The sequence below is a fragment of the Bacillus sp. JHAA genome (assembly GCF_036961585.1).
GTDB lineage: Bacteria > Bacillota > Bacilli > Bacillales > Bacillaceae > Bacillus > Bacillus velezensis.
On the sequence record NZ_JBAMDE010000003.1, the window covers coordinates 193,305 to 212,014 of the forward strand.

Consider the following 18,710-nt stretch of genomic DNA (forward strand, 5'->3'; position numbering starts at 1 on the left):
AGAATATGCTGTACTTTTTTATTACATTTGCACTGTTTTTAATAACTCTTCCAATTCAAGCAGTAAAGCTTTGCTTTCAGCGACGACATGTTCCGGAAATTCTTCAGCGCTGCCGTATTCTACGCCGTGCGGATAATAATGCTTTCCTAAAAGAGGGGCCTTCAGCTGAATCACGGCCCGGCTGCCGCCGACATCGCCCTCTTTTGCCGTTCCTTGAATCCGCAGATAAAATGTCCCCTCAGGTACTGAAAACTTTTTGTCGTAAGTCACTCTTTCATAATCCCATTGTCCAGCCAGAATGAGCCCTTTACCTTCCATCAGATCATTCAAGCGGCTGAGCTCCGCTGTTACCCCTTCAAGACCGCTGTTTTCAAACTTCAAACCTTCCCCCTCCTTTTAAAAATGCCCTTTCCTGACAATCATAGTATGAAAGCGTTACACTTTCAATGATTCATACGGTGAAAGTATGCAAAAAGAAAAATTTGACGACAATAGTAGCAGAAAAAAGGAGGAATTCCGCAATGACAAAGATCAATAAGCTCATGACGTCAGACTTGCAATATTGTACAGTATTAGATAATGTATATGAAGCTGCGGTGAAGATGAAAGACGCAGATGTCGGCGCCATTCCGATAGTGGATGAAGACGGCGCCACACTTGTCGGGATCGTGACAGACAGAGATCTCGTATTACGGGGAATTGCTTCAAAAAAGCCGAACTCTCAAAAAATAACCGACGCAATGACAGAGCGGGTTATCAGTGCAGAAGAAGACGCCTCTGTGGAGGAGGTGCTCCATTTGATGGCTGAACATCAGCTCAGAAGAATTCCCGTCACAAAGGATAAAAAACTGGTCGGCATTGTTACGCTCGGCGATCTTTCGTTGGCCGAGCAATCAAATGAGCAAGCAGGCCGAGTGCTGTCTGACATTTCTGAAGACGGCGGTCCGGAGGGGTTTATCCATTAAACATAAATCACGGACGATGCAAATAGGCTGTACTGTATAAGAGTAAACAAAAACAGAACGGTTTGAACATATGGGGGTGAGAGGTTGAAAAATATCGCAAGGGCTCTCGTTATCCTTTTGCTTATTTACGGAGCGTATGTTCTGTTTATACAATATGGATCGGCTCCTCAGAAAAAGACGGATCAGGAGGAGCCTCAGGTTTCCAATGAAGAAGAGAGCGGAAAACGGCTGAAAATGCCGTCATCCGGACTGCTTTCTCTCATGGGGAAATCTGCCGCCGATGTGAAAAAGAAACTTGGGGAACCGTCCCGGAAAGATCCTTCTGCCTACGATTACGAGTGGTGGGTGTACAACCAGGGGAAAGACCAATACGTACAAGTCGGTATTTTGAATGATAAAGCCGTGACTTTATACGCTTCGGGAAGCGGCATCAACGCAAAACCGTTTAAGATCGGCGAATCGACGGGCGAAGTTTTTAAAACGACTCAGGTTTCTCCTTTTGTCAATGTGACTGACAAGGGAAACACGTATCGGTTCGAGTTTTCTGAAGAAGATATCAATACCCGTCCCACCGTCAAGATAGGCGGAATGTATGTTCAGCTGTACATGGACAAATTTGACGGGAATCTGTCAAGCATCAGGGCATTTGATGCGGAAACACTTGTGAAACAAAGGCCGTATGAAGTCATGTACAGAGGAAAGCTGACAGAACCCGAGCCTGTTTCTGATAAAAAATGGAACGACATTGAACGAGCGAGTGAACAGCAGATTCTCGATATTACAAATGTCATCCGCGTGAAACACGGACTTGCAAGGCTGAAATGGGACGAAGGCGCCGCAAAAGTGGCATTCGGCCACAGCAAGGACATGAAGGATAACAAGTATTTCTCTCACGTCTCAAAGAAATACGGGACTCTGAAGGACCGCTTGGAAAAAGGCGATGTGAAATACCGGGAGGCCGGTGAAAATATTGCCTACAACTATGTGGACGGTCCTGCAGCCGTGGAGGGCTGGCTGAACAGCGAAGGCCACAGAAAGGCGCTGTTAAGCCCGGATTATACGCACCTCGGTGTCGGCGTTGATCAGAAGTATTATACGCAAAACTTCATTAAGCCTTGGCAGTAAAAAACCGCAGAGGGGCGCGTCCCCCGCGGTTTTTTTATGTTTTTTCGCGAGCGGCGCTCCTGCTGAAAAAAATATACCTGCTTTTTTTCGCAATTTAGGCGAACATTAAGGCGCATGAACCGATACATTATAGCAGGCAAAACTTTTCGGAGGGGGTGAGAATTGTGGCGAATCAGCAATCACGGCAATCAATCGATGATTTTAAACAATTCGTAAAAAAGCATCCCAAACTGATCCAAAATGTTCGCAAGGAACAAAGAAGCTGGCAGGAAGTCTATGAAAATTGGGTTCTTCTGGGCGAGGATGATCCGATATGGAACCCTTTTAAAGACGAGGCCGTTCAGCCTTCTTCCGACGCGGAAACCAAACAGGAACCAGCTGAAAAAAACGATTTCGTTTCAAAAATGGTCACTGCCGTCAAAAAGATGGATATCAACCAAATGAATGAGCAGATCAATAAAATGAGCCAATCCATTTCATCATTGCAAAGCCTTTTAAGCCAATTTTCGGGGAGCAGCACGAAGCAGCCCCGGCAAGGCTCCGGACAACATCCTTTTTCGTTCAGAAAGGATTAAAGAAGGGGATCGTGTATGCGAAAAGAGGTTCAGGAATTCATATCCGCAGATGAGGAACGGAAACGGTTTATACGGCAGCGTCCCGTCTGGTACCGCAGACTTGCGAGAAAACCGGACGATCTCAATTCCTTTCAGCTTGACATGATGAATTTTTATGAAAAGACGATACCGCATCGGGTAAGCCAATTCTCAAACGGGATTCAAATGGCGCAGATGATGATGCAGATGGTTCACGCCATGCGTTCACAGGATTAAAAAGCGTTTAAACGCCGCATTTTCCAATTGGGTGGTTTCATGGTAAACTAGCAACTGGAGGTGCGTATTTATGTATGCAACAATTGAGTCCGTCAAGCTTCAAAGTGAAGCGGAGCAGCTTGCCGGCATGATTCTGCAGTCTGAGACGGCTGAAAATTACCGCGATTGTTACAAGCGTCTCCGTGAAGATGAAGAGGCAGGGCGGATCATTCGTTCTTTTATGAGCGTTAAAGAGCAGTATGAGGATGTGCAGCGTTTTGGCAAATACCATCCTGATTATAGAGAGATTTCCCGCAAAATGAGAGAAATGAAGCGGGAACTGGATTTAAACGATAAGGTGGCCGAATTTAAAAAAGCGGAGACTGAGCTTCAGTCGCTGCTTGACGAGATCAGCATTGAACTCGGAACGGCCGTCTCGGAGCATGTAAAAGTTCCGACGGGGAATCCTTATTTTGACGGCCTGTCATCCTGCGGCGGCGGGTGCGGTTCCGGCGGCGGCTGCGGATGCAAAGTTTCCTGACGAGACGGCCGTCTCGTCTTTTACATAAAATGAACAGAAAGTCAGGCGGGTGATCATGATGGAAAATAAGCGCCAAGGCATAATCGTATATCTGCATTCCTTAAAACACAGCAAAATGCTGAGAAAATTCGGCAACGTTCATTATGTTTCCAAGCGGCTGAAATACGTTGTGCTGTATTGCGATATGGACCTAATCGAAAAAACAATGGAAAAGATTTCTTCTTATTCTTATGTGAAGAAGGTAGAGCCTTCTTATAAACCTTTTTTAAAGCTGGAATTTGAATCAAAGCTTGATAAGGCGAAAGAGTACGATTATAAAGTCGGTATATAAAAAAATCCCCGCAGATACCTGCGGGGTCCTTCTATTCCTTAACAAGTTAAGGAGAAGGAAAAGGGAGAGGAGAAACCGGAGGAAGAACTTATGGGGAAACGTAAGTCTTCTCCGCGGTTGGCAACAACATCATTCATTGATGCTGTTACACGTAGTCTTGACAGGAATGTGAATATGTATACACGTTTTTCACGTTCATTGTTTGAAAGAATGCTTTATGATAAGATAGGGATTGTTTTGATACATAACGGCTCAGCCGATGAGAAACATCAAAGTTTTCAGAAAAAGTGGTGTGAATAATGAGAGTAATTTCCGGTTCAAGAAAAGGACGAGCCTTAAAGGCTGTGCCGGGCACATCAACAAGGCCGACGACGGATAAAGTAAAAGAGTCTATTTTTAATATGATCGGCCCGTATTTTGACGGAGGAACGGGGCTGGATTTGTTTGCGGGGAGCGGCGGTCTCGGGATTGAAGCGCTGTCGCGCGGATTTGACCGCTGTATCTTTGTGGATCGTGATTTCAAAGCCATCCAAACGGTAAAAGCGAATATCAAAGCGCTTGATCTGCTGTCATCAGCGGAAGTATACCGCAATGAAGCAGAGCGGGCCCTCTATGCCGCGGCGAAACGGGAAAAAGGTTTTGACGGAATTTTCTTAGATCCTCCGTATAAGGAACAAAAGCTGAAAGCGCTTATCGAAATGATTGATGAGCAGAACATGCTGAATGAAGACGGTTTTGTCGTAGCCGAGCATGATAAAGCCGTTGCGCTTCCTGAAGCCGTCGGCGCGCTTTCTGTAACAAGAAGGGAAATTTACGGGCTTACAGGAGTGACGATATACCGAAATAGGGGGTAATGATGTGGCAAGTATAGCTGTATGTCCCGGAAGTTTTGATCCCGTCACCTACGGACATCTGGACATTATCAGACGGGGGGCAAACGTGTTTGAGCAGGTGTACGTATGCGTGCTCAATAATTCTTCTAAGCAGCCGCTGTTTACAGTTGAGGAACGATGTGAGCTGTTAAGAGAAGTGACAAAAGACATACCGAATGTTACGGTCGAGACGTCACAGGGACTGTTAATCGACTATGCGAAAAAAAAGCGGGCGAAGGCGATTATCAGGGGGCTCAGAGCCGTTTCTGACTTCGAATATGAGATGCAGGGGACTTCCGTCAACCGCGTGCTCGACGAATCAATAGAAACTTTTTTTATGATGACGAACAATCAGTACTCTTTTTTAAGTTCAAGCATCGTAAAAGAAGTCGCAAAATATAACGGGCCTGTTTCAGAGTTTGTTCCTCCGGAAGTTGAACAGGCGCTGATGCAGAAATTTAAAGGATGAGAAGCGCTGATTGGCGTCTCATCCTTTTTTTGTCCGTGCTGACAGCTTGTAACAATAAATCAATGCGTATACGGCGAGAGCTGTCAGCGTGATGGCGGGACCGGTTTCAACAAGTGTATTCCATCCGCTGACGGCAGCAGATACCGCGTCCTGATCGCGGAAAGGGAGGAATACGGACTGGTAAGGTTCGTCCAATGCAAGGTAAAGCGGCTTCCACAGTAAGAGAATAAAGAGTGCGGCATAAATGCCCTGAAGGATACGCGCCGCGAAAAACGGTTTAAAGCGGATATCTGTTTCCGATAAAATGCCGGCTACCTGGGCCTGTACGGAAAGGCCGCTGAACCCGAGAATAAAACTCACAATCATGGCTTTCGGCAGCAAGGCGGCATCAGCTTCACTGACCAGCTTGCTCCCAAGTGTAATTTCAAACATTCCGCTGATAAGAGGGATGTCCAGATTTGCCGGAAGATGAAAAAGCGAAAGCAGCGCGTTTGTAAATACAGAAAGCACATCCATGACTTGTACGATTGATAATAACCGGCTGAAAACCGAAAACAATATAATAAAACCGCCCACCATCAGCAAGGTTTGTACAGAAGAGGTGACGGCGTCGCCCAAAATTTTTCCGAGCGGCCGCTTTTCCGAAAGCCGCGCCTTGTGGAGGGCCAGAAATGCTTCCTTCAGAGAAGGGAGAGCGATCGTCTTTTTACCGGTATACGCCGCTTCTTCTTTCCGTCCGTATGAACGCATCGTCAGGCCGACGGCGATGTTTCCGAGATAGTGAGCCGATGCCAGCAGAATGCCGAGAGACGCGTTATGAAAAAAGCCGACTGCCACAGCAGCGAATATAAATAACGGATTGGATGAATTGGTAAAAGAGACGAGGCGTTCAGCCTCTACTCTGGAGATTTGTTTATCCTGGCGCAGCCGTGCAGTCAGCTTCGCGCCGGCCGGATTGCCTGAAGCCATGCCCATAGCCAGTACAAATCCGCCGACCCCCGGCACTCTGAAAATGGGACGCATAAAGGGTTCGAGTAAAAGGCCGACAAACTTGACAATGCCGAATCCGATTAAAAGCTCAGATAGAATAAAAAACGGAAGCAATGAAGGAAAAACTACCTCCCACCACATGGAAAGACCGGTTTTGGAGGCTTCGAATGAGGCCTGAGGGTGTGAAATAACCGTAGCCGTCAAAAAAATGAAAAACAATGAAATCAAAAATGTATGAAACTTAGACAAATTCATTCTTACCTCCCCGATGCTAAAATTGCACACTGACATTTATATCATGATAAAATATAGAACAGACCTTAAAGGCGGCCGGGCAAGTACCTATTTGTCATCCTGTACTAATATACGAGCATAGGGGTTCAATTTAGACCATAGAATTCATGTATAGGATGTCTATTAGGGGGTTCGTCGCGTTGGCCAAACCTACAATCGGGTTAGCGTTAGGTTCGGGAGGGGCAAGAGGCATCGCTCATCTCGGAGTGTTATCCAGTTTACATAAGCATCAGATTCCAATTGATATGATTGCCGGCAGCAGCATGGGAGCATTAGTCGGAAGCTTTTATGCGGCCGGGCATGACGTGGCCACGATGAAAAAAGTCGCTAAAGCATTTAAGCGGCGGCTGTACGCGGATTATACGATGCCGAAGCTCGGATTTTTAAAAGGAGACCGCATCAGGCAGCTCGTTCATGCCTATACGTACGGCAAGCCGATAGAAGAACTGCGGATCCCGCTCGGCATCGTGGCCTGCGACCTTCAGACCGGCGAAAAACTCGTTTTTACGAAAGGTTCAGTGTCCGAAGCCGTCCGCGCGAGCATCAGCATACCGGGCGTTTTCGTCCCGCAAAAAATGAACGGACGTATGTTAGTCGACGGCGCGGTGGTCGACAGAATCCCGGTTTCCGCCGTAAAAGATATGGGTGCTGATATCGTCATCGCCTCTGACGTATCCCGGGTGAAAAAAACGGAAAAGGCGGCACATATTTTTGATGTAATCATGCAAAGTATGGATATACTGCAAAATGAATTGGTCCGTCACCAGACCATTGCCGCAGACGTCATGATCCGCCCTTCTCTTGAATCATTCAGCTCAAGTTCTTTTGCCAACATTGATCATATGATCACAGCGGGCGAAGAAGCCGCAGACCGGATGATCGGCCGGATTAAACAAGAAATAGAGAACTGGGAGGGCTAACTCATATGAAAGCAAAACATTTTCGCTGGGTGTTTATCATCCTGATCTTATTAATCGCTGTTACATTTATTAAGCTTCCGTATTACATCACACAGCCGGGAGAAGCATCAGAGCTGAGACCGCTGATTAAGGTGGACGGAGGCTATCCTGAAAAAGGAAGCCTTTCCTTGATGACTGTCAAAGTAGGCCCCGCCAATCCGTATACATATCTTTGGGCGAAAGTGCATCCTTACGAAGAAATCGTCCCTGATGAAAGCATAAAAGAAGAGGGCGAATCGGACTCGGATTATATGAAGCGCCAGCTGCAAATGATGAAAAGCTCCCAAGAAAACGCGGTCATTGCCGCTTATCAAAAAGCCGGGAAACAGGTGAAATACTCATTTAACGGAATTTATGCCAGCTCAGTCGTCTCTGACATGCCGGCAAAAGGAAAAATAGAGGTCGGTGATAAAATCATCAGCGCGGACGGGAAAACATACGAATCCGCTGAAAAGCTGATTGATTATATCAGCAGCAAAAAAGCAGGGGGAAAAGTAACGTTTCACATTGAACGGGACACGAAAGAAAAGACCGTTGACATTGTGCTGAAATCATTCCCGGACGACCCGAAAAGAGCGGGAATCGGTGTCGCATTATATACGGACCGGAACGTGAAAGTGAAGCCGGATCTTCATTTCAGCATTGAAAACATCGGCGGGCCTTCTGCGGGTCTCATGATGTCTTTAGAAATTTACAACCAGCTGACAAAACCTGACGAAACAAAAGGCTATAATATAGCCGGAACGGGGACAATCGACGTGGACGGCAAAGTCGGACCGATCGGCGGAATCGATCAGAAAGTCGTCGCCGCAGACAAAGCGGGAAAAGATATTTTCTTTGCGCCGAATCAAAACGGAGCTGAAAATTCTGATTACAAAAATGCGGTAAAAACGGCGAAAGCAATCAAGTCCGATATGAAAATCGTCCCTGTCGACACCATGCAGGACGCACTTGACTATTTGGATCAGCTGAAAGTAAAAAGCACCTGATACAGACAGGTGCTTTTTTTACGCATTCAAAAAACGCTTTTCGTCTTCATCATAGCGGATCGGCGCTTGTGAAAATTCCTGTTTCTCAAACAATGTGCGTTCAGGTTCGTTTATCGGCAGGCTGTAAACCCGTCCCGCCAGTATGTCCAGATCCAGAGCGGGATGAGAGAAAGAAGAGAGCTTGCTGACGAGAGGTGCGGTAAGCTCTTTTTTCTTTGCCGACAGGTACGCCTGTCCTTTTTTCGTCATTCCGAGAAGACGGATATAAGGAGCGCTTGAAGGCTTTAAGAGCCGATGCATGTCTTCTTTTTTCGTCCGTGTCAGAATGTGCGTGTTTATCCGCTGCAGCCTCGTCCACGTGTATCGTTTTGTTTTCAATCGTTCCATCATTTCGCGATAGGATCGGGCTTGTCTGATGGTGCGCAGAATTCTGTGCTCAAGGCCTTCTTCCACTTCATAGATTCGGCTCAATTCTTCAGCGGAAAGAGTGCTGAGGCTGTATTTTACATATGAAAAATAGTCTTCCGTGCTGTGCCATATGCCGTATGAATTTCTGTATGCCTCCAGCTCACGCGCAGACGCTTCCGGGAGAAAGCTCCTTGCGGCCGCCGTTCCTTTTTCTATCAGCGCTTTCCGGATGCTTGTTGCGCTGGCTATCCGGCTGTTATCTCCGGGAAGCTCGGCGTCATGATATTGGGAAGCGATTCTGGCTGTCGTATAAGGCTTCATAGCGGAATCGGAGGTGTGTATCGCTCTAACGTAGTGAAAACCGAGAATATTGTTCGGCTTGGACAAATCGAGCATGTCCCGCCCTTTGAATATGTGTGAAAAAGCTTTTGAGGCGGCGGCCGGATAGCTGAGACCCTTTTTCAGCTCCTCTTTCAGAATCAGGCTGCAGTCATCTTCCTTTCGGCTGAACGCTTCAGACGCTTCAAGAAAGGATTCGATCCGCCCGTTTTCGCTGCCGAAAAACAAGCTGCTGCATCCTAAATGATGAAGAAGCGAAACGCTGCCGCGCGCGAATAATTCCGCTTTTTGTACGGCATATATATAAGGGAGCTCAATGACGATATCCACGCCGTTTTCCAGCGCCATTTTTGTCCGGGCCCACTTTGAGACGGCGGCCGGTTCCCCGCGCTGCAAAAAAGGGCCGCTCATCACCGCCGCCGCGACGCTGCTGTCCGTTTTGATTTTTGCTTGTTCCGCATGATAGCGGTGTCCGTTATGAAAGGGATTATATTCAACAACCAGGCCGACTGCTTTCATATTTGTCCCGCCTTTCTTGCTATGTTTTGCTTCGTGTGGTACATTTGCAAATGAAGTGCATATTTTAGTCCGTTTCGTTTAGTGTATGCATAGCCTATCCGGCTGTCAACGATTGCATGACGGCGGCATTATGCTGTAAAGAAAAAATATTGACAAAAACATTCTGAAAAGCTATAATCATGTTTGTTGCTTTCCTGAGGTGATACAAATGAAATGGACGATTTATCAGCTTCATCAAATGGCGAAAAAGAGCTTTGAATTTGATGAAACAGTTGAGTTAAATGAGCTGACAAAATTGAATTCTGACATCCGCCGCATTTCTCCCGTCCGGGTGAAGGGCCGCGCGGAGATTGAATCCAAGCAAGTTTCGTTTGACTTTACGATTTCAGGCGAAATGGTTTTGCCGTGCTCAAGAACTTTAGTTGATGTGCCGTATCCATTTACAATCGCGACAAAAGAACTGTTTAGATTTCATAAGTCGGATGATATAGAAGATGAGGACGTTCATTTTGCTGAAGACGATACCGTCGACTTAACTCCGATCATAAAAGAAGAGATTCTTTTAGAAATTCCTATGCAAGTCTTTTGTGAAACTGAACAAAAAGAAGGAGCCGCTCCCCAAGTGGGGAAAGATTGGCAAGTGATTTCTGAGGAAGACAAGAAAAATCAAATCGACCCCAGACTTGCGGATCTGAAAAAGCTCTTAACACAAGATGATGAATCTTAACTCTTTAAGGAGGTGGGAATAATGGCTGTACCTTTTAGAAGAACTTCTAAAATGAAAAAAAGATTGCGCCGTACACATTTCAAACTAAATGTACCTGGTATGACAGAATGCCCGTCATGCGGAGAGATGAAATTGTCTCACCGTGTATGTAAAGCATGCGGATCATACAACGGCAAAGACATAAATGTTAAAAGCAATTAATGTATGAAGAAAAGCGCGGGAATCTCGGTTCCTGCGCTTTTCTTTTTTTTGCCCCTCCAGCCTGCTCCCGCCGAAAAAATTGTGAGCCCCAGTAGTCTATCTAATCTATCAGCGGCATATGTATGAGGTAAATGAGCAAATATGGAGGGAGATACGATTGACGATAACGAGACAAGACGCGTGGACGCAAGATGAAGATTTGCTGCTGGCAGAAGTGGTGCTCAGGCATATTCGGGAAGGCGGGACCCAGCTTTCCGCTTTTGAAGAAGTCGGCAGAGCGCTGACGAGAACGGCTGCCGCCTGCGGGTTCAGATGGAATTCTTATGTCAGAAAACAATATCAGTCAGGGATAGAACTGGCGAAAAAACAGCGGAAGGAATTAAGAAAGCAGATCGGGGTGCATTCCGCCAATCTGCCGGGAACCGTCAAACAGCCTCCGATCCGCAGGGCTGAAGGAGAAAAAGAGCTGTCCATTGATGATGTCATTTTGTTTCTGCAGCAATTTAAAGAGTCGCCAGCCGCAGCGGATATGCGTCATGAAAAAGAAAAACTCACAGAACAGCTGACCGCGCTGCAAAAAGAAGTCGAGGATCTGCGTGAGGAAAATGAAAGCTTGAGAAACAAGCTGGAGATGACGGAAGAAGATTATAAAGCGTTAATTGATATTATGGACAGAGCGAGAAGGATGGTCAATTCAAAAGAAGACGACAGAAAATCGGCGCAGAGCCTGTAAAATGAACCGGCCTGGGGGCGGCGCCCCGCCGGTTTTTTATTATGCCGTTTCTCCGGATGTCATTTCACCGTCCATATCGGGATGCCAGATATAAGGATTTTCTCCTTTATCACGCGCCATATCATATTTAACGGGCTCAAAATTCATCTTATCCCAGAAATCTGCTGATTTCATGCGTGAATTCGTCCTGATCGGCATTCTGAAGGATTTTGCAAAATCAACAAGCGCTTTTCCGTATCCGTTGTTTTGATAGCCCGGAAGAACCTCAAGCTTCCAAAGTTCCAAAAAGTCCTGACGGTGATCAAAATACGGATTCGCGCCTCCGTTTACCTGATATAAACTCATTCTCGCCACTAGTTTATCCCCGAAGTAAATCCCGTAAAAAGGCGAGGTGCTGTCATTTTCAATGATATTATCCTGAAGATCTTCAAGCATCGACAGCTCCTGCATCCCGTATTCCTTAAACCTTTTAAATTCTTCGAGTGTCTTAAAGTTGATGAGCAGTCGCTCTATTTTCAACACAAACTCCCCCTTTGTTGTGTTCTACCATTATTGTAAACGCTTTAATTGAAAATTCCAACTATAATATGCTTGCCAGTCTTTTTGCTCAAAACGAAATTGAAGTAATTTGCGGCGGCTTCTGCTATGATAATATGGAAAAATGCAGATATAGGGTGTGACAGTGTGAAAATCGGAATTATCGGCGGCGGAGCGGTAGGCCTTTTATGTGCTTACTACTTATCGTCCCGCCATCAGGTAACGGTCATTACGCGGCGGACGGAGCAGGCTGATGCGATTAACTCAGGCGGTATACGGCTTTTGAAAGACGGAATAGAATGTACGGCGGCATGCAGAGCGCAAACAGGCATCACTTCCGGATTCGACCTCTTAATCGCAGCCGTTAAACAGCACCAGCTAAGTGCTGTGTTGCGGGATCTTGAGACGATAAAAGGGACGAATGTGCTGTTTTTGCAAAACGGCATGGGACACATACACGACATTAAAGATTGGCATACGGATCATTCGCTTTATGTCGGCACTGTTGAGCACGGAGCAAAAAAGATATCAGATCATGCCGTTGAACATACGGGAGCGGGAGCCGTAAGATGGAGTGTATTCAGCGCATCCCGGCCGGAAACGCTCCAAAGCATCTTTTCCGGCATGCACCGGGATTTTCCCGTATATGATGAAAACGACTGGTATCGGCTTTTAACGGGAAAACTGATCATAAATGTATGCATCAACCCGTTAACTGCATTGCTGCGCGTGAAAAACGGAGAGCTGGTAACAAATGACGCTTACAAAAAATATATGAGAAACGTGTTTGAAGAAGCGGAGACAATACTTGGCCTCGCCGATAGAGAAAAAGCGTGGAACAAGGTTTGCGAAGTTTGCAGACTGACGGAAAAAAATCATTCCTCCATGCTCGTCGATATCATGGCAGGCAGGCGGACAGAGGCCGATGCGATTATCGGCTACCTTGTAAAAGAAGCGGAAAGCCGCGGATTGCCGGCCGTTCATCTCCCATTTTTACACCGCAGCATAAAAGCGTTAGAAAGAAACTGAAACAAAGTCTTTTGAGGTTTTCCGGTAACATGCTATACTCATTTCGGAAACCTAACTATTTATTGGAGAAAGGAAGTTCCAGACAGATGCAGCTAACTGAACTTTCCATCAAAAGTCAAAATAAGTTTGTGCAGCACTATATAGATGGAGAAAACATGTCTTCATTTTTTGATTATGATATTCATTCAGAGGACGTATGGCAAAAGCGGCTTCATGACCTGTCTTCGCGGCCGTTTGCCAGAGAAGAATTAGCGGATTATTTATCCTCCTATCACGAAAAATTTCACTCCGCCGCCATGCAGGCCTCCATCGAAAAACTGAGAGATCCAAAAAGCGCAGCGGTAGTAGGCGGCCAGCAGGCCGGTCTTTTAACGGGGCCTCTTTACACCATACATAAAATTATCTCCATTATCGTACTTGCCAGACAGCAGGAAGAGGCGTTGCAGATTCCTGTCGTTCCGATTTTCTGGGTGGCGGGTGAAGATCACGATCTGGAAGAAATCAATTTTGTGCATACGTCAACAGAGAATAAAGGTCCGGTGAAACAGAAACTGCCGCAGTCGTACTGGAAAAAAACATCGGCGGCTAAAACCGAGCTTGATCAGGAAAAATGCGCGGCTTGGATTGATGAAGTGTTCGCTGCTTTTGAGGAGACGGATCACACAAACACACTCCTTCAAAACGTGAAGCGATGTTTACGCTCATCAGAGACATTCACGGACTTTTTTGAACTGTTGATCGCCGACTTGTTTCAAGAAGAAGGCCTTATTCTGATGAATTCGGGAGATCCGGGGATTAAAAAGCTGGAAACGGGTATGTTTCAGCAGATTTTAAAACACAATCATGAGCTTGCCAAAGCCGTGTCAGACCAGCAGCGTCTTATGCGGGAAGCCGGTTATCACCCGATTATTGAATCGGACAAAGATCAGGCCAATCTGTTTTACGAACACGAGGGAGAGCGTTTCTTAATTGAAAAAGAAAACGGCGTTTTTGTCATTAAGGAGCTTGATCTGAAGTGGACGAACGACGAGCTTCATACCCATATGGAAGAAAAACCGGAATGTTTCAGCAATAACGTTGTGACAAGGCCGCTTATGCAGGAGTTTCTCATCCCGACTCTGGCGTTTATCGCGGGACCGGGGGAGATCAATTATTGGGGTGAGCTGAAGCGGGCTTTCTCATTAATGGGCTTTCGCATGACCCCGGTAATGCCGAGACTGAACATTACGATTTTAGAGCGCCATATTGAAAAGAAGCTTTCAGAACGGAATATCCCGCTTCAGGAAGCGATCGAACACGGCACCGGACACCTGAAAGACACTTATTTTGAAGAGCAGATTCCGGAAGAGTTTTCTTCTGTAATGGAACAGGCGAAGTCGCAGATTGAAGCTGTCCATAAACGCGCAAGGGACGAAGCGCTGAAGGTCGATTCAAGCCTTGAGCCGCTCTTACAGAAGAATGCCGCCTTCATTCAAGATCAGCTCTTGTTTTTAGAACGGACGGTAACGAAAAGAATTGAAGAAAAAGAAGGCTTTGTGCTGCGTGACTATGAAAGAATCCAAAACAGCATCAGACCGCTCGGCGCTCCGCAGGAACGGATTTGGAATGTGATGTATTATCTGAACCGCTACGGTCCAAAATTCTTCACAACCTTCAAACATCTGCCATTTTCTTTTCAAAACCAACATCAGATTGTCAAACTTTGAAATAAAGTTTTAAAGAACCCTGAATAGTTCAGGGTTTTTTTTTATGTGTAAACAGTGTAAAATGAGGTTGTGGAGAGAAGTGGCGGATAGTGGTGAGTTTAGGGGAGAAAGTGGGGGTCCTTATCATGTTTATGGGTGAATACCGGCATACTGTTGATGCAAAGGGCCGCATGATCGTACCCGCAAAATTCAGAGAAGGCCTCGGTGAGCAGTTTGTGCTGACAAGAGGACTTGACCAATGCCTTTTCGGCTATCCGATGAATGAATGGAAGCTGATTGAAGAAAAGCTGAAGGCTCTGCCGCTCACCAAAAAAGACGCCCGCGCATTTACCCGATTCTTTTTTTCCGGTGCGACCGAATGCGAACTGGACAAGCAGGGAAGGGTTAATATTGCGTCATCTCTTCTGAATTACGCAAAACTGGAAAAAGAATGTGTTGTCATCGGGGTTTCCAATCGAATTGAATTGTGGAGTAAGGTAATATGGGAACAATACACAGAAGAGCAAGAAGATTCATTCGCTGAAATTGCTGAAAACATGATTGGATTTGATATATAATGGATCTTCGTGCATCACAACAACAACTGACAATTCAATTCATTTCTGATAAAGGTGGGACCGACACAAATGTTTCAGCATAAGACAGTACTTCTTCGTGAAACCGTCGACGGTTTAAATATCAAACCGGACGGAACCTATGTGGACTGCACCCTTGGCGGCGCCGGGCACAGTACATATTTATTGCAGCAATTATCGGAAAAAGGACGCTTGATCGCCTTTGATCAAGATGACACGGCACTTGAAAACGCAAAGAAAACATTGTCCGAATACAAAGGACAGCTCATTCTGGTGAAAAGCAACTTTCGTTATTTAAAAGAGTGTTTACATGAACACGGCATTACGAGTGTCGACGGAATTCTATTTGATTTAGGAGTATCCTCTCCGCAGCTTGATACACCGGAACGGGGATTCAGCTATCATCATGACGCACCGCTGGACATGAGGATGGACCAGTCGGCCGCCCTTACGGCGAAAGAAGTCGTAAATGAATGGCGGTATGAGGACCTTGTGAGGATTTTCTTTAAATACGGAGAAGAAAAATTCAGCAAGCAGATCGCCCGAAAAATTGAAGAGGCAAGAGAAAAATCGCCTATTCAAACAACCGGCCAACTGGTCGATCTAATAAAGGACGCGATACCGGCTCCGGCAAGAAGAAGCGGAGGTCATCCGGCCAAACGTGTATTCCAAGCCATTCGAATCGCCGTAAACGACGAGCTTCAAGTATTTGAAGAGGCCCTCTTGCAAGCGATAGAGGTGCTGAAGCCGGGCGGAAGGGTGTCTGTGATCACTTTTCACTCGCTGGAAGACAGAATGTGCAAGACGACATTCAAGGAAAAATCATCACTTCCCGAACTGCCTCCGGGTCTTCCTGTGATACCGGAAGAATTTGAACCGGAATTAAAACTGATTACAAGAAAGCCCATTACGGCATCAAAAGAGGAGCTTGAAGAAAATAACCGCGCCCGGTCAGCGAAGCTCCGCATTGCGGAGAAACGAAAATAACGGGCAGCAAATGACAACATTAAAGGAGGTCATCAGCCTATGAGCAACTTAGCTTACCAGCAGGAAAAACAACAACGGCCAGTGATAAGTCCCGAAAAAAAGGTGATTGTCAAAAAGAGGGCTTCCATTACACTCGGGGAAAAGGTGCTGCTCGTCCTGTTTGCCATTGCCGTTCTCTCCACATCAATGTTTATCGTATCAAAGGCATACGCGGCGTACCAATCCAATATTGAGGTGCAACAACTGGAGGAGAAAGTATCTGAGAAGAATAAGCAGATCGGTGATCTCGAAAAGACGGCTGCTGACTTAAGCCAGCCGCAGCGCCTGATGGATATCGCTAAAAAGCACGGTTTGAATCTGAAAGATAAAAAAGTGAAAAACATACAGGAATGATAACCCATGCCGAAAAAAAATAAGTTTATGAACAGAGGAGCAGCGATACTCAGTATTTGTTTCGCTCTCTTTTTCTTTGTCATTCTCGGGAGAATGGCGTACATTCAATTAACTGGTAAAGCAAACGGTGTAGAACTTGCAACAAAAGCGACCGAGCAGCACGAAAAAAAGCGGACGATAGAAGCGAGCCGCGGCTCTATTCTTGACCGGAACGGCAAAGTGCTTGCAGAGGACACGGCGACATATAAGCTCATTGCCGTGCTTGATAAAAAAATGACAAGTGATCCGAAGCATCCTCAGCATGTCAAAGACAAAGAGAAAACGGCGGAAAAACTGGCGACCGTTATCAATCTTGATAAAAGCGAGATTCTGGACATCTTAAACAGGGATGGCGCGAAGCAGGTGGAATTCGGTTCAGCCGGCCGCGATATCTCTTATGCGAAAAAACAAAAGATCGAAAAAATGAATCTTCCGGGTATTTCTTTCTTAAGAGATACGAAGCGCTACTATCCGAACGGCGTATTTTTGTCAAATGTTCTCGGGTATGCCGATGTGAATGAAAAAACAAACGAGATACAAGGCTCTTTAGGGCTTGAAAAAATACTGAACAACTATCTGACGGAACGCGACGGATCCGTCACTTACGAAAGTGATAAATCCGGCTGGAAACTTCCGAACAGCAAAGAAAAAATCACCGCACCTAAAAACGGTGACAATGTATATTTAACCATTGATCAGAAAATTCAAACCTTTTTAGAAGACAGCATGACGAAAGTAGCGGAAAAATATAAACCGAAAAAAATTATGGCGGCTGTCGTAGAACCGAAAACAGGCAAAGTGCTTGCGATGGGGCAGCGTCCGAGTTTTGACCCGAATATCAGAAACGTCACCAATTATTACAACGACTTAGTGTCGTACGCGTATGAACCGGGTTCAACGATGAAGATCTTTACGCTTGCCGCGGCGATTCAGGAAAATGTGTTTTCTGCAAACGAGAAATATAAATCAGGAACATATAAAGTGGGAGGCAAACCTGTTAAAGATTGGAACGATGGCGCCGGTTGGGGTATGACAAGCTTCCATGACGGCCTCATGAGGTCATCGAATGTTGCTTTCGCCAAACTGGCCAACGAAAAACTGGGGTTTGACCGGTTTAATGAGTACCTGCACAAATTCGGGCTCTATCAAAAAACAGGGATTGATCTGCCCGGTGAAGTATCAAGTAAAATTAACTACAAATATGATTTTGACAAAGCGTCTACGGCTTACGGCCAAGCATCGGCGATAACGCCGATCCAGCAGCTTCAGGCCGTCACGGCGATTGCCAATAACGGCAAAATGATGAAACCTTACGTCATTGATCATATTGTCGACCCCGATACGAAAAAAGTCGTCAAGCAGACAAAACCAGAGCAGGCAGGCACGCCGATTTCAGCCGATACGGCTAAAAAAGTCCGGAATCTGCTCGGAGAAGTCGTGACGTCAGACATCGGAACCGGAAAACCTTATAAAATTGAAGGATTTGACGTCGCGGGTAAAACGGGAACCGCACAAATTGCCGGGACGGGCGGATATTTAAGAGGAACGAGCAACTATGTGTTTTCATTCATGGGCATGGCGCCGAAAAATGATCCTAAGCTTGTCATCTATGTAGCCGTGCAGCAGCCGCAATTAAAAGCGGGGCAAAGCAGCTCTGATCCTGTCGCGGAAATCTTTAACCCGACGATGAAAAACAGCCTCCACTACATGAATATCGAACCGACGGAAAAAACAGATTCCGGTCAGGAAGAAACGAAAAGCCAAAAGATGCCTGACCTGACAGATAAGACGGTCAAGAGCGCTGAGAAGGAAGCGAAAAATGAACATCTCACACCGATTGTCATCGGCAGCGATGTTGCCGTAAAAGAGCAGTATCCGACAGCCGGAGAAGATGTGATCACCAATCAGAAAATCTTCTTAAAAACAGACGGAAAGATGACGATGCCGGATATGTCCGGATGGTCGAGGCGGGAAGTGCTTCAATTCAGCAAAGTATCAGGCATTCACATTGATGTGAGCGGTGAAGGTTACGCTTCAAGCCAAAGTGTGAAAAAAGGCAAAGAACTGAAAGGAAATACCGTGATCAAGGTGAAATTTAAAAATCCTGATTAACGGGACAGAGAAGTCCGCGGATGCCCGCGGGCTTCTTTTTTATGCGCCGCCGTTCTATGTG

Annotated in this window: 24 protein-coding genes; 20 read left to right on the forward strand and 4 right to left on the reverse strand. The window is 46.0% G+C overall.

The window, feature by feature from the left end:
* Positions 1 to 21: 21 nt before the first annotated feature.
* Positions 22 to 381: a YugN family protein gene (locus V7728_RS08360; RefSeq protein ID WP_099566729.1), complete on the reverse strand. Its 360-nt coding sequence runs from the start codon at positions 379 to 381 to the stop codon at positions 22 to 24.
* A 140-nt stretch (positions 382 to 521) separates the two neighbouring features.
* Between V7728_RS08360 and V7728_RS08365 the strand changes: the two genes are divergently transcribed.
* From V7728_RS08365 to coaD, 9 genes are all read left to right on the forward strand, one after another.
* Positions 522 to 965 carry a CBS domain-containing protein gene (locus tag V7728_RS08365; protein WP_017417724.1) on the forward strand — a complete coding sequence of 148 codons (444 nt, stop codon included), beginning with the start codon at positions 522 to 524 and terminating at the stop codon, positions 963 to 965.
* Between the two features lie 84 nt (positions 966 to 1,049).
* Positions 1,050 to 2,090, forward strand: coding sequence for a CAP domain-containing protein (locus tag V7728_RS08370; protein WP_007409690.1), 1,041 nt, complete (start codon positions 1,050 to 1,052; stop codon positions 2,088 to 2,090).
* Between the two features lie 164 nt (positions 2,091 to 2,254).
* Positions 2,255 to 2,665, forward strand: coding sequence for a YlbD family protein (locus V7728_RS08375; RefSeq protein ID WP_025284691.1), 411 nt, complete (start codon positions 2,255 to 2,257; stop codon positions 2,663 to 2,665).
* A 15-nt stretch (positions 2,666 to 2,680) separates the two neighbouring features.
* Positions 2,681 to 2,920 carry a YlbE-like family protein gene (locus tag V7728_RS08380; RefSeq protein WP_003154475.1) on the forward strand — a complete coding sequence of 80 codons (240 nt, stop codon included), beginning with the start codon at positions 2,681 to 2,683 and terminating at the stop codon, positions 2,918 to 2,920.
* A 70-nt stretch (positions 2,921 to 2,990) separates the two neighbouring features.
* Positions 2,991 to 3,440 carry a YlbF family regulator gene (locus V7728_RS08385; RefSeq protein ID WP_003154472.1) on the forward strand — a complete coding sequence of 150 codons (450 nt, stop codon included), beginning with the start codon at positions 2,991 to 2,993 and terminating at the stop codon, positions 3,438 to 3,440.
* A 58-nt stretch (positions 3,441 to 3,498) separates the two neighbouring features.
* On the forward strand, positions 3,499 to 3,771 hold the full coding sequence (locus V7728_RS08390; protein ID WP_003154470.1) for a YlbG family protein: 273 nt from the start codon (positions 3,499 to 3,501) through the stop codon (positions 3,769 to 3,771).
* A 90-nt stretch (positions 3,772 to 3,861) separates the two neighbouring features.
* The gene (locus V7728_RS08395; protein ID WP_007409692.1) at positions 3,862 to 4,071 is read left to right on the forward strand and encodes a hypothetical protein; all 210 of its coding nucleotides are present in this window, start codon (positions 3,862 to 3,864) and stop codon (positions 4,069 to 4,071) included.
* Positions 4,071 to 4,625 carry a 16S rRNA (guanine(966)-N(2))-methyltransferase RsmD gene (gene rsmD / locus V7728_RS08400; RefSeq protein WP_025284692.1) on the forward strand — a complete coding sequence of 185 codons (555 nt, stop codon included), beginning with the start codon at positions 4,071 to 4,073 and terminating at the stop codon, positions 4,623 to 4,625. The genes V7728_RS08395 and rsmD overlap by 1 nt, the downstream gene beginning before the upstream one ends.
* 4 nt (positions 4,626 to 4,629) lie before the next feature.
* Positions 4,630 to 5,112, forward strand: a complete 483-nt coding sequence (gene coaD / locus V7728_RS08405) for a pantetheine-phosphate adenylyltransferase (protein WP_007409694.1) — start codon at positions 4,630 to 4,632, stop codon at positions 5,110 to 5,112.
* An 18-nt stretch (positions 5,113 to 5,130) separates the two neighbouring features.
* On the opposite strand, the gene ylbJ is transcribed toward coaD, so the two are convergent.
* Positions 5,131 to 6,357, reverse strand: coding sequence for a sporulation integral membrane protein YlbJ (gene ylbJ, locus V7728_RS08410; protein ID WP_099566730.1), 1,227 nt, complete (start codon positions 6,355 to 6,357; stop codon positions 5,131 to 5,133).
* A 179-nt stretch (positions 6,358 to 6,536) separates the two neighbouring features.
* Between ylbJ and V7728_RS08415 the strand changes: the two genes are divergently transcribed.
* Together V7728_RS08415 and V7728_RS08420 are read left to right on the forward strand one after the other, a co-directional pair.
* Positions 6,537 to 7,316 carry a patatin family protein gene (locus tag V7728_RS08415; protein ID WP_007409696.1) on the forward strand — a complete coding sequence of 260 codons (780 nt, stop codon included), beginning with the start codon at positions 6,537 to 6,539 and terminating at the stop codon, positions 7,314 to 7,316.
* A gap of 5 nt (positions 7,317 to 7,321) precedes the next feature.
* Complete coding sequence (locus tag V7728_RS08420) at positions 7,322 to 8,344, forward strand: SepM family pheromone-processing serine protease (RefSeq protein WP_020955778.1); 1,023 nt, start codon at positions 7,322 to 7,324, stop codon at positions 8,342 to 8,344.
* Between the two features lie 18 nt (positions 8,345 to 8,362).
* On the opposite strand, the gene V7728_RS08425 is transcribed toward V7728_RS08420, so the two are convergent.
* Positions 8,363 to 9,610, reverse strand: coding sequence for a nucleotidyltransferase (locus V7728_RS08425; RefSeq protein WP_061581563.1), 1,248 nt, complete (start codon positions 9,608 to 9,610; stop codon positions 8,363 to 8,365).
* Positions 9,611 to 9,818: 208 nt separating this feature from the next.
* Between V7728_RS08425 and V7728_RS08430 the strand changes: the two genes are divergently transcribed.
* The 3 genes from V7728_RS08430 (at position 9,819) to gerR (ending at position 11,271) form a co-directional block, all read left to right on the forward strand.
* Positions 9,819 to 10,337, forward strand: a complete 519-nt coding sequence (locus tag V7728_RS08430; protein WP_007409699.1) for a YceD family protein — start codon at positions 9,819 to 9,821, stop codon at positions 10,335 to 10,337.
* Positions 10,338 to 10,358: 21 nt separating this feature from the next.
* A complete protein-coding gene (rpmF, locus tag V7728_RS08435; protein ID WP_003154457.1) occupies positions 10,359 to 10,538 on the forward strand; it encodes a 50S ribosomal protein L32 in 180 nt (59 codons plus the stop codon).
* A 157-nt stretch (positions 10,539 to 10,695) separates the two neighbouring features.
* Positions 10,696 to 11,271 carry a sporulation-specific transcriptional regulator GerR gene (gene gerR / locus V7728_RS08440; protein WP_015239811.1) on the forward strand — a complete coding sequence of 192 codons (576 nt, stop codon included), beginning with the start codon at positions 10,696 to 10,698 and terminating at the stop codon, positions 11,269 to 11,271.
* Between the two features lie 39 nt (positions 11,272 to 11,310).
* On the opposite strand, the gene V7728_RS08445 is transcribed toward gerR, so the two are convergent.
* Positions 11,311 to 11,793: an N-acetyltransferase gene (locus V7728_RS08445; protein ID WP_007409700.1), complete on the reverse strand. Its 483-nt coding sequence runs from the start codon at positions 11,791 to 11,793 to the stop codon at positions 11,311 to 11,313.
* Between the two features lie 162 nt (positions 11,794 to 11,955).
* On the opposite strand from V7728_RS08445, the gene V7728_RS08450 reads away from it, so the two are divergent.
* The 6 genes from V7728_RS08450 (at position 11,956) to pbpB (ending at position 18,649) form a co-directional block, all read left to right on the forward strand.
* Positions 11,956 to 12,837: a 2-dehydropantoate 2-reductase gene (locus V7728_RS08450; RefSeq protein ID WP_223252789.1), complete on the forward strand. Its 882-nt coding sequence runs from the start codon at positions 11,956 to 11,958 to the stop codon at positions 12,835 to 12,837.
* Positions 12,838 to 12,923: 86 nt separating this feature from the next.
* Positions 12,924 to 14,543, forward strand: coding sequence for a bacillithiol biosynthesis cysteine-adding enzyme BshC (bshC, locus tag V7728_RS08455; RefSeq protein ID WP_015239813.1), 1,620 nt, complete (start codon positions 12,924 to 12,926; stop codon positions 14,541 to 14,543).
* A gap of 125 nt (positions 14,544 to 14,668) precedes the next feature.
* The gene (gene mraZ / locus V7728_RS08460) at positions 14,669 to 15,100 is read left to right on the forward strand and encodes a division/cell wall cluster transcriptional repressor MraZ (RefSeq protein ID WP_007409703.1); all 432 of its coding nucleotides are present in this window, start codon (positions 14,669 to 14,671) and stop codon (positions 15,098 to 15,100) included.
* Between the two features lie 69 nt (positions 15,101 to 15,169).
* A complete protein-coding gene (gene rsmH / locus V7728_RS08465) occupies positions 15,170 to 16,105 on the forward strand; it encodes a 16S rRNA (cytosine(1402)-N(4))-methyltransferase RsmH (protein WP_007409704.1) in 936 nt (311 codons plus the stop codon).
* 39 nt (positions 16,106 to 16,144) lie between these two features.
* The gene (ftsL, locus tag V7728_RS08470) at positions 16,145 to 16,498 is read left to right on the forward strand and encodes a cell division protein FtsL (protein WP_015239815.1); all 354 of its coding nucleotides are present in this window, start codon (positions 16,145 to 16,147) and stop codon (positions 16,496 to 16,498) included.
* A 6-nt stretch (positions 16,499 to 16,504) separates the two neighbouring features.
* Positions 16,505 to 18,649 (forward strand): penicillin-binding protein 2B, encoded by a 2,145-nt coding sequence (pbpB, locus tag V7728_RS08475; RefSeq protein ID WP_072589074.1) that lies wholly within the window; start codon positions 16,505 to 16,507, stop codon positions 18,647 to 18,649.
* Positions 18,650 to 18,710 lie beyond the last annotated feature (61 nt).